General features: G+C 32.8%; 6 protein-coding genes. 1 reads left to right on the plus strand and 5 read right to left on the minus strand.

The genetic code is table 11. The features are described from left to right. On the minus strand, nt 1–3,830 hold a 3,830-nt coding region (locus V7056_RS06050; protein WP_499700221.1), incomplete at its 3' end, for a glycosyl hydrolase family 28-related protein. Nucleotides 3,831–4,021: 191 nt separating this feature from the next. After that, the gene (locus V7056_RS06055) at nt 4,022–5,473 is read right to left on the minus strand and encodes a hypothetical protein (protein ID WP_499700223.1); all 1,452 of its coding nucleotides are present in this window, start codon (nt 5,471–5,473) and stop codon (nt 4,022–4,024) included. Between the two features lie 304 nt (nt 5,474–5,777). Between V7056_RS06055 and V7056_RS06060 the strand changes: the two genes are divergently transcribed. Next, nucleotides 5,778–6,491 carry a hypothetical protein gene (locus tag V7056_RS06060; RefSeq protein WP_499700225.1) on the plus strand — a complete coding sequence of 238 codons (714 nt, stop codon included), beginning with the start codon at nt 5,778–5,780 and terminating at the stop codon, nt 6,489–6,491. Nucleotides 6,492–6,554: 63 nt separating this feature from the next. Here V7056_RS06060 and V7056_RS06065 read toward each other — a convergent pair whose 3' ends face one another. The 3 genes from V7056_RS06065 to V7056_RS06075 form a co-directional block, all read right to left on the minus strand. Then, nucleotides 6,555–7,904 carry a trypsin-like peptidase domain-containing protein gene (locus V7056_RS06065; protein WP_499700227.1) on the minus strand — a complete coding sequence of 450 codons (1,350 nt, stop codon included), beginning with the start codon at nt 7,902–7,904 and terminating at the stop codon, nt 6,555–6,557. Between the two features lie 765 nt (nt 7,905–8,669). Next, nucleotides 8,670–10,613: a hypothetical protein gene (locus V7056_RS06070; RefSeq protein ID WP_499700229.1), complete on the minus strand. Its 1,944-nt coding sequence runs from the start codon at nt 10,611–10,613 to the stop codon at nt 8,670–8,672. 392 nt (nt 10,614–11,005) lie between these two features. Next, nucleotides 11,006–11,548: a hypothetical protein gene (locus V7056_RS06075; RefSeq protein WP_499700231.1), complete on the minus strand. Its 543-nt coding sequence runs from the start codon at nt 11,546–11,548 to the stop codon at nt 11,006–11,008. Between the last annotated feature and the right edge of the window lie 55 nt (nt 11,549–11,603).

Below are 11,603 nucleotides of genomic sequence, written 5' to 3' on the forward strand. Positions count from 1 at the left end.
CCTGTATCATTTGTCCAATCTGTATTACCTTTTGTAATCACTGTGTTTACACCTGCACCAATGATGCTTATTGCTTTATTAATTCGGATTTGGCTGTTTAATCTAAATGTTCCTTCTGATAAACGAATGACACCACCGTCTACCGCTGCAGCTACTGCATTTACAACACTACTATAGTATCTTGTTGTTTGACCAGAAATTAACGTAGCTACATTCTTTACGGCTTTATTGTTCCAAATTGTTGATGTCGAATCAGCAAAACTATATTGATCATAACCTGTCGCATTTATAGCTACATTTTCTGTAGTTCCAGAGAAGATTTGAATATCTTCTTCAATTAGACTATCTCCAGTTAATGTAAAACTTGCATTTACACTATCTTTCTTTTCTACATTTACACCGTACCACTTATTTCCAAGCGTTCTTAAGTTCTCAGCTCTTACTATTGAACTATTTACGATTATTCCTGCTGCATCATTTCCCTTAGATGTTACATTTTTCAGCGTAACGTCTGAAGAGCTTACAATGTTAATACCAGTTCCATAATCTGTTCCGCTCCCAGATCCAGTCATAGTAATATTTCTTGCACCTTCTACAGTTAAGTTTTCTAAGTTTACTGCTTCTTCTCCACTAATCACTGTAATAAGTGATGCATAACCTTTTGATCCTGTATCATTTGTCCAATTTGCATCACCTTTTTTGATTACAGTACTCTCACCTGCACCGATTATGCTAATTCCCTTATCAATTCGGATTTGACTATTTAATTTGAAAGTACCTTCTGATAATCGAATGACATCACCATTTACCGCTGCAGCTACCGCATTCGCTACATTACTATAATAGGTAGTCTTTGTATCATGAGTTAAGCTTGCAATATTTTTTACAGCTTTATTGTTCCAAATCGTTTTTGTTGTTCCTTCTAACTTATATTCATTGTACTGATTAGCTGTTACTTGAACATCAGATGATAAATCAGATAAGATTTGTATATCTTCTCCAATCACACCATTACCAGTTAATGTGAAGTTTGAATTACCTCTATCTTTTTTATCTACATTTACACCGTACCACTTATTTCCATTTGTAATTAAATTTTCAGCACTTACAGATGAACTATTTACGATCAAACCTGCAGCGTCATTATTTGTAGAAGTGACATTTCTTAACGTAACATTTGATGAACTTACAACATTAATCCCGGAACCATAATCTGTACCAGTTCCAGCACCGGTCATTATTATATTTTTGGCTCCATCTACTTTTAAGTTCTCTAAGTTTACTTCTTTATTTCCACTTGCCACAGTAATCAGTGAAGCATAACCCTTTGAGCCAGTAACATTTGTCCAAGGGTTCGAACCTGTTGTAATGACAGTAGAATCTCCTGAACCAATTAAATCAACTGATTTATCAATTCTAATTTGAGCATCTAATGCGTATACTCCTGCTTTTAAGTAAATAGAATCCCCATCTTTTGCATTCGCTATTGCAGATGTTAACTCGCTTGCATTTGAGACAAATCTAGCACTCGTTGGATATTCGTTTACATAATGAACAGTTGGCACTTGCCATTTAGTAGTGTAAGATTCTCCGAATGTACGAGATTGAATGATTACATTAGAAGGTGATGATACTTTAAAACCTTCATCTGTATCGATGTTGTAAGTACGAACAAGTTGACCATTAATATATTGTTTCAGCTTGCCTTGATCGTAAGTCATTGTCAAAGTATAAACTCCTGTTGCAGTTGATATACCTGTTAACGGAATCCAAGTACCCGTTGTACTATCCCATGATTCCCAACCTTTTTCGTTTGAATCAGCATCATATTTATATTGTAAAATGGCCCAATCTAAGACATTGTTTTGTTTAGCTGCATCAGCATTGATTCCATCAACTTGAACCCACATTGAAGTTCTCACACCACTACCAGATGTAAGTTCGTTTGTTAAGTCAATCTTTGATTCTACTTTCCATTTATCTGTTAACCCTACGTTTGTCTGTGCGCCTTTACCTTGCCAGTCATACCAATTACTTGCATTTTTTTGTTCGGTAGTTGAGTGAGTAATCCATTCATCTTCTGAAATTCCCCATGTTTTTGGTTCAGATCGATCTGTAGTCCAGCTACCAAGTGTAGCGTTTGTATCATACACATCCACCCATTTAACCTGTTTATTTGAATACGTTACATAGCCCGACTTTTCAATAGATAATTCATTATTCTTATTAGACTCTATTAGTGGGACTGAAATTTCATTTTTGCCCACTTTTGTTTTATCAGCCAGTAATATACCATTCCACTTAATATCTGCTCCTGCAACATCACTCGTAAATGAAACTACATCCTCATTCACTACTATTGCTGAAACGTTAATCGGATTTAGAATGACACTTGATCCACCACCACCAGATCCTGTTGTAGGAGCAGGTGGTGTAGTCGGAATCTCAACACCATTTTCTTTCCCAACTTGATCTATTTGGTCTTTGTCTTTTAATAAATCCTTATTTTCAATATTTTCTACTTTTGTATTTTGACCAAGCTCAATCTTACCTTTATTATTATCAGATGCCGAAATATCTCCAACATTTGGTATGTTTAATACGATATTTGAAACTGAGTTCAATACAACATTCTGAATTGTTGCAGTACCTGTCACTTGCAGATTTGAACCTGTTGTGTTGATATTGACAGAACCCGTCGGAACATTTACTTGTAGTGTTGCTGCGTTTCCATTAATAGTCAATGTGCCTACATTTGTATTATTTCCACCGTTTAATGTTAGGTTGCCAGAAGTTGTTACCGCATCAACTTGTGCTTGATTACTTAGTGTAACTGTCGTATTACCACTAACAACTAATTGACCTACATGCGCATTGATCGTAATTGAAGAAATGCTTCCGTTTACTGAAACTTGGTTCGCACCATTTTGTAGATTTAATCTTGTAATTGTTGAGCCTGTCGCGTTTTGAATAAACGCATTTGAAACTAAAGTAATTTCACCAATTGTCGATTGACCTGTCGTTTGAACAGATGAGCCAGACCCTTTAATTTCTAATTTACTTAACTTTGAATTCTCAAATACAAGGACTAATTGTACTGAAGGAGTAGTAACTTGCGTTTGTGTTACACTCGGTACTGAACTTGGTACAACATATGAGAGTGATTTATAGAATGCTTGTCCTAAAGATTTTTTACCAGATTGAGAATTACTTGATGAAGTAGAAGATTTTACTGTACTTGAACTAGATGTGATTGTTTTTCCTTTAACCGTAACTTTGCTTGTGTAGAATACGTGTTTCACTTTATTTGTAAGCTCTAAATCTTTAGAAGTTGTAATGTTTTTAAGCGTTATGTAATCTGCATTTACTCTAATCTTTCCACTAATTACAGTACCTTTAGCATCTAATAAATTATTATTTTTATAGGTTTTATCTCCACTCTTCGAAGCTTTACCAGAATTGTTTAATTCTAAAAATAATAACTGTTTGATGACTCTGTTTTGATCATACTTAAACTGAATTTTCGCACTTTTTAAAGCGGTTGTGTTCGAGAAAAATCCTTTTAATGATTGATCAAATTTATAGGATTTATTACCTACAACTACAGTTCCTTTTGAAATTTCCCCTACTGATTCGACTTTTGAAGTATAAACCTTAACTTTAGAAGAACTTTGTGCTACTAATTGTTCGTTGTTTCCAGTTGCATGTATATAATTACTAGCTGCCTTTGCGCTTAGCGTATTTAACGGCAAGCTAGTCGCAATTGAAGAAGCAATTAAAACTGAACTAATTGTTGTTTTTAGGTACTTTTTACTCACTTTACTATTCATTCCCACGATTCCCCTTTGGTCTTTTGGATTACTGATATATCACAAACGTGACTTTTTAATTATATAAGAAAGAATGTTGAATAGGTATGCAAATTTTCAGATTTGACAGAAAAGTTTCGACAATTGAAACAATAACCCTGTCGAATAAGCATAAAAAAAGACGAAACCTCTTTTAAGGCTTCGTCATTCTCTTATTTATTTACTAATGTATAACTAGTTTTAATCGAAGAAGGTACAGTATAGTACTTAACAGTAGTACTTTTCTTGATATACAAACTATTACCTAATTTGTAACCATATTTGTCAGTTCCATAAACACCATTTTCTGCGCCTTTATAGATTGTTTTGTAGTAAACTAATTTACCAGATTTTAGCTTGTAGATTTTCGTTGTTGCCACCGCAACAGTTTTACCTGTCATACCTGGTTTGTATTCAATCTTACCCCACATTACTTTTGGTTGAAGATTTAATTTATAAGCCACTTGCTCATAGTTACCTTTGTAGAGTGAAACCTTTAAGTAGTAAGTTCCTTTTGCTAAATTGATATTTCCAAGAGAAACATTATTAGATTTACCTGCTTTTGTATAGAATGTTTTTACAACTTTATTACTACTATTTACTAATACTGCTTTGAATGCAGTGTATGGAGCTTGTGACATGTTTAATGTTACATTTGCTGTTGCAGGCATATTTAACTTGTACGTATCAATATCAGATTTCCAAGATAAAATACCATTATAAGCACGCTTTAATGCGACTGGTGTTGCAGTAGTTGTTGTTTCGTTATTCTCTTTTTCTGAATAATTATCAGCAACGAACTTCGCTTGTGTCATGTAATACTCGTTTGCATCTTCATCTTCAGGATCATGTGTAACGACTACATAGTAAGTTCCAGCTGCTACACCAACTGTAAAGATATCATCAACTTCATCAGTTTCATTCGGTTCAATCGTCCAATCTTCAACAACTTCATATTTAGAATTTACTAATAAGTAATTTAAAGCTACGTTTGGAGAATAGCTTCCACGGATTGTTAATTTACCAGTTGACGGAGTCGTAATTTTAAAAATATCATCCGTTTCAATATCAGTAAAGCCAGTATAATATTTATTTAGCGTCATTGGTGTTGCAGTAGTTGGATCATTATTAGATTCTTTTTCTAAATAGTTATCAGTCCAGTATAAAACTCGCATACTGTACATATTTGAATTATTATCTACAGTTCCACTTTCAACTGACATTTTAATATAGTATGTTCCAGCAGGTAACCCCTCATAAAACGCATCAATTGATTCTTCACCCTCTGCTAAAGACCAGCTTTGTAGCGTTTCATCCTGTTCATTGTAAAGCTCTATTGAAGTAACAGCAGTTCTTAATACTGATGTTTGTACTTTAATTCCGCCATCTTTACTTAATGTAAACTTATAAGTATCAACATCTTCTGCTGTTTCAAATGTTCCAGTACCGTAAGTCTCATATGGATATAGTTCATCACCAGTTGATGAAAAACTAATATTTGTTGCAGTTTCCTTTGTCCCATTTTGTTCTACTTCTGTTGTTTCAGCAGATCCTACTGTAGCAAACCCACCAAAAGCAGACAAAGCAAGTGCAAATGCAGTTACATAAGATAATAATTTCTTCACGTTGTACTCTCCCTTTGTTGTTATTCTGAATTTTTTTCTTTCGGTACTATTTTAAGTTAAATTAAGATATTTTAATAGGTTTAATTTTACCCATTATCGTCTACCATCTTATCATTTTAATGAACTCGTAAACATGTAAAAAGACATTAAAACGGATCATTTAAATCATGTTTTTCTAGATCCATAATCCTAAACTAGTTAAAAAACAATTAAAATTTGATTATATATTACCGATATAAGTATGAGTCTAATTCTTTTTAACTAAGGATATGACAAAAATTACCTGGAAGTGATGGTGGGAAAAATGAAAAAAATAAATTTGCTGATTGTTGCTACGATGAGCCTTGGTCTAACTTTAGCACCAGTTTCAACAAGTATATCAAAGCTGATCGGCCAATCAAACGTTGCTGAAGCTAAAAAACAAAAACCACTTACACAACAAGAATTTAACAAAAAAGTAGCAGAATTAGGTAGAACGATTAAAGAGTATAAGCAATATGTTAAAGAATGGAATGTTTATATTACTGAGTATCGCTCAGCAAATGCAGAAATGTTCGGAAGTCTATTTGAGGAAGAAACAATTGATCTAACTGAGGATGAATTAGTAACATTTTATCTAAAGCATATATCAGATTTAACAGCTGATAATAGTGGTCTAGAAGATTACTTAGAATCTTATGAAATCGATGAACTTTCAACTTACATTGATGACGTAGCAAAAACAAACTCGAATACTAATAAAATAAATGCAAAAATAAATGAATATGAAAAAAAATACGTAGCTGAAGTGAAAGCGAAAAAATTTGACTCAGCTTTAAAAATTAGAAATGAACAAGTTAAATTATACTATAAACTTGTAAGTGAACTTAATAACGTAGCTGAAGCTGAAGAATATTTAAATGATACACTTTATTATATTGTTGAGCAATATGATGAATATGTAGACGATGAATTTAGTGATGAAGAATCAGAAGATGTAATCGATGATGATTACTATTATGATAATTATTCATATTAATTAAAAATAAACAAAGCCTGTACTATGTTTAAGAACAGGCTTTGTTAAATAATAAACCTACAATTATTGAGTAATCACTTCAACCGTTGTATTATAGGCAGAGTTTGAGAACACTTGAGTAGTATCTAAATAGGTTGCAAATTCTATAATATAAATTCCAGGAGGCAATTTAGTCTCAGATTTTGAAACGATTTTCCCCGTTGCGTCTTTTTCTTCTTCTCCCCAATCGACTGTTTCGCCATTTACATCATATATTTCAAAAGAATATTCTCCCTGTAAATTAGCGTCTAATGCAAATGATTCTATTCTAACTGTAGACTCTTCAGTTAAAAGGAACGCATAATAATCAAAATCATCATTATTACTAATCGTAGCTTTAATATGATTTAACTTATACTCTAGTATATCAGAATCCTTCGGTAAATCATTTGGTTCTTCCTCTTCTATAGTCCCTTCACCACTTAATGGCACATAATACAAACGATTCACAGTTAACAATGTATTCGGAGATGTTAATTTTATCTTCTTATAGTAATTGATCGGTATCGCAAGGTTCATATTTTGACCCTCAACTAAAGTAGCTACATTAATACCAATTACCTCACCGTACTTATTCACAAGCGCACCACCACTATTTCCACTACTAATTGGCGCAGTACTTTGAATATATGGTGTTGAATCGCCATCTAATTTCACAGATCTATTACTAATGATTCCCTCAGTAATTGTATTACTAATTCCTAAAGGACTACCTAAAGCAAAACTCTTTTCACCAGTTTTAATTGAACTTGATTCACCTAATGTAACTGCTTTTAAATTAGAAACACCATTAATCTTCAATACAGCCAAATCTCGATCGGCATCAAACCCAATTACTTCATTCGTTTTAAACTTTCTGCCATCACTTAAAACAATTACGACGTAACTTGGTTCAACAATATTAGTTATAACATGGTGATTTGTTACAACAACACCATCAGATTTTGTAATGACACCACTACCTGTTTTTAATAACTTATCCTTCGCATCATATAGCTCTATATACACGATAGAAGGGTTTACCTTTTGAAATACCTGTTGTGTAGTCAAAGCTTTCTTAGAAACAGTTACAGTTGTCACTGCACTATATTTTGTATTTGGAAGATATGCAGTAACCTTCGCAGTACCTTCTTTAATCCCCTTAACGGTCCCAGATTGATTCACTGTAACAATCGAACCCGAACTCGACTTCCATTTTACTTTGGAAAGTTTTGTCCCCGAAACTGAAAGACCAACCTTAACGCTCTTACCAACTTCCAAACTATACTTCGCTTGTTTCATCGCTAATTTAATACCAGCTGCAGAAGCCTGTGGTGAAAAAACAGAAAAACCAAACAATAATACGCAAACACAAATCATTAACAGTTTTTTCATTTCTTTCCTCCTATGTAAGAGCGCAGTAACCTTATGATATAAACAGAGATTCTTAGGATATTAGAATTTGATTATATAAGTTAAGGTTATATTAACCCAGTGTAGGAAAATTTTACCATAAATCATATTGCTAAAAGTTAACGAAAATCTAACAATAATTAATTACAGTAATTTTTGATTTACATAATTCTACAACTTCCAATTATAGTTGGCACAAATATATTGCTTTCTTGTGGGGCGTTTTTAAATGATTTTTTAATGAGTATAGAAAACTTTACATGTTTATCATGAATACCAATTCTTTTTTTGGATCTGTAATGTAAGAATCTATCATCTGAAGTATTTGTGTTTTAATTTTACTTCCGCTAGTCTCTAAACTTAGCTTTTTCAAAATTAGATCATGCATCAATGGATCTATAATGGGATCAATATTTGCGTCATTTATATAATAATGTTCTTAGCAATTCCTCTTAATGAATCACCAATTAAATAATAATAATAAATAAATTGTAGGACAAATAATTCATTTTGTTTTGAATGTCATTTGTATTTTTAAATGTTGCTGGAACGATTCTTTCATCAGGACCTAGAACATAACCAAGTGGATAGATACCATCATATGATTTCCTTTCTAACACCTTTGATTTTTTTGAGTTTGAGAGAGTCAAAAAGCAACATACAAGAATAAATAAAAAAAGCCTCGTAAAGATTTCTCTTTACGAAGCTTTTTGGAAGTTATAGTTATAACATTATAATCAATATTTATTACTTAGTTAAAACTACGTCTTTCACTGCATTACCAGCTGCATCTTTAATGTTTGCAGATGCAAATTCAACAGTAATTACGTCTGTTAATTTGAATGCTGTTGCAGAACCTTTAATTGTTAATTTAGTACCAGTAGCATCTAAAGCAAATGGAGTAGTAGCATCTAAAGTAATAGCGTTGCCGTTAACTTTTACAGTCACTCCAGTTACAGCTCCAGCTGGAAGAGATACTTTTTCAGATAGGTCTACTAAAAGATTTTGACTATCTACTAATGATACTTTTGATGCAACTGCTGCTACGTTTTCAAGTACGCCAGCGATTAATTCTGCGCCTTCTCCGTCAGCAAGAACATTTCCATCAACATCTTTAACATTACTGTTAATTACAAGAGTACGATCACCCGTTGCAGTAATAGTGTTTGTTGGTAATGTGATAACAACAGTTTTCTTGTTTCCAACGAAGTTTAATGTAGTTCCTGCTGGAAGTGCAACTCCACCTAAAGTGTAGTTAGCAGCTGTTAAAGCAGATGCACCCATATCTTTATTGTAAACAACTTGAAGTTGACCTGGTGTTAGAGCAACTTGTGTAGCAACAGCAGTTACTACTTTTTGTGAAGCTACAGTGCTAGTAACTGTAGTTGTGAATGTAATTGGTGCAGTTGTTACGTTTGCAACTGCTGCCTTATCAGCGATTTTACCTGCAGCTAAAGTTACAGTGTAAGTACCCGCTTTAAGTTTACCATTAGATACATAAGTAGAAGCTACATCATCAGCTGTAGTTACTGTATTGTTATCATTAGTTAAGTTAAATACTAAATAATTTGCTTCGTCGCCAGAAATCGAACCATTTCCGTTTGCATCGTAACCATCAGCGATAACATCATCTAATACGTCTAAAACAGCAGTTGGGTGAAGAACTCCTTCACTATCTACATATTTAACTGAAATATCAGCTTTAGCGATTGCAGCTGGGTTTACATCCTCATCAAATTTAACGATTAATTTATCATCTTTAGTAATAACACTTACAAATTTTGGAGCAGTTTTATCTTTTACTAATGATACTGAAGTAGTTACTGCATCTCCAGTATTATCAGAGATATCTTTGAATGTATCAACTTTGATTGTTGTATTTAAGAAGTCACCTGCAACAGCGATATCTTTTACAAACACAGTTGGATCAGTAGCATCTTTTTCTGTAGCAGTTAACTTAAATGTTGAACCATCACCTAATGTAACTGTTGCATAATCTGTAGCAGCTGTAGGGTCAAGATCTTTTAATTGCTCAGAGAATTTAAATGTTGCTTTTGTACCTTGAACTGTTACTTGTACAGTTGGTTTAGTAGTATCAGCAGTACGGTTTAATTGAACAGAAAGTGGGTTAGCAATGTTACCTTTAACATCCTTAGCACCAACGATTTCTAAGTTCGATACTTTACCTGCTTCAACATTGAAGATAGTTACTGAAGAACCACCAGCAGTAAATGTTGCATAATCTGTACCTTCAACTAATACTACACCATTTAATGAAATAGTACCTTCGTTTGCTAAAGCTTCACTGAATTTTACAGTTGCGCTAGCACCGCTATAATCAACTCCAGTTACAGTAGGAGCAGTAGTATCAGAAACAGTTACAAAGCCTTTAAATGCTTCAACGTAAGCTGATGCATTGTCTTTTAATTTAACAGCATCTTTTAATACATCAACAGTGTATGTTCCTGCGAAGAATTCAGCTCCACCAGATACAGTTACTGTTAAAGTTTTTCCATCTTCACTTAAAGAACCTTTAAGTAAACCAGCAGTTACAGGTGCAGCTCCGCTTGTATTAACGATCTTTAAAGAGTTTGCATCAATAACACCAGTTGTAGCGTCATAAAGTGAACCTGCCGCTACTGCTTTATTGAATTTAACTTCTAATTTAGTACCGTTAATTGCAGTTTCCATCAATTCCCAGTATAATAAAAAAAACGTCGAATCCAATAATACCAATGGATTCAGACGCATTATGTCGAAATAACTAGTAAGGTTAATTTTAGATTTACGAATGTCTCTCGACATTTTCATACAACAAGCATTCAGTGAGATTTTTATCAAATAATCGAAAAAATAATAAAAACGTTAAAACCATTTCATTAAGTATATCGATATATTCTCCTTTACTCCTTCAAATTATGTAAAGTAAATGTCGTTCATATTTTTCAACTACCATGGAAGTACGAATAAAATTCCATTCACTATGGTGAATCTGGTTTTTAAATATCAATTATCAACATTTTACTTTAACAGAGCTTAAATCAAATCAAAAAAAAGCGATTATTTTCGCTTCTTTTTACTTATCATAATTTAATTTTTTTCTTATTAAAATAGCTTCTATCATGTGGTATTAACTCGATTTCCTTATCTTTTTCTTTATATCTTGCAAATATGTCTTCCTTGTTCCAGCCATTAGGCATTGAATTTTTTAATAACCCTTTATTTTCATCTTCATGAATCGTTGCAATCCATAAATATTTATCGAGCATATCATATATAAAATCTTTATCTATCTCTTTTTCTTCTTGTATTTTCTTTTCACACTCTTTAATTATATATTCTGTCTTAGGTACCATATGTTCATAGATTAATTCTCCACTTCCCCATTTGCCTTTCTGAAGTAATTTAATAGCTCTTGGACTAACATAATCGGCTGTATACCATCTTCTTCTATAACCTCTTGGCAAGTGTTTTGTTAATATCGTTATATGTAAATTTGCGAGGAATTTAGTTCGCGCTTCTTTCATTCCACTTTTGTATAATTCATTATCCCAGCGAATGCTATTTAAGAAATACCAGTATTCTTCTGCAACTCTTTTTAATATTTCTTTCCTTTCAGGTAACATAGATTATCCCTCGCCTATTATTATTTAATTTGAATCTATTAAAATTTATTGTTGA

Source organism: Bacillus sp. JJ664, assembly GCF_036962205.1.
In the GTDB taxonomy this organism is placed as follows: Bacteria; Bacillota; Bacilli; order Bacillales; family Bacillaceae_G; genus Gottfriedia.

Excerpts from the sequence above, each read along its gene's own strand:
- V7056_RS06060 (WP_499700225.1), top strand. The coding sequence starts at position 5,778 with ATGAAAAAAATAAATTTGCTGATTGTTGCTACGATGAGCCTTGGTCTA.
- V7056_RS06065 (WP_499700227.1), bottom strand. The coding sequence starts at position 7,904 with ATGAAAAAACTGTTAATGATTTGTGTTTGCGTATTATTGTTTGGTTTT.
- V7056_RS06070 (WP_499700229.1), bottom strand. The coding sequence starts at position 10,613 with ATGGAAACTGCAATTAACGGTACTAAATTAGAAGTTAAATTCAATAAA.
- V7056_RS06075 (WP_499700231.1), bottom strand. The coding sequence starts at position 11,548 with ATGTTACCTGAAAGGAAAGAAATATTAAAAAGAGTTGCAGAAGAATAC.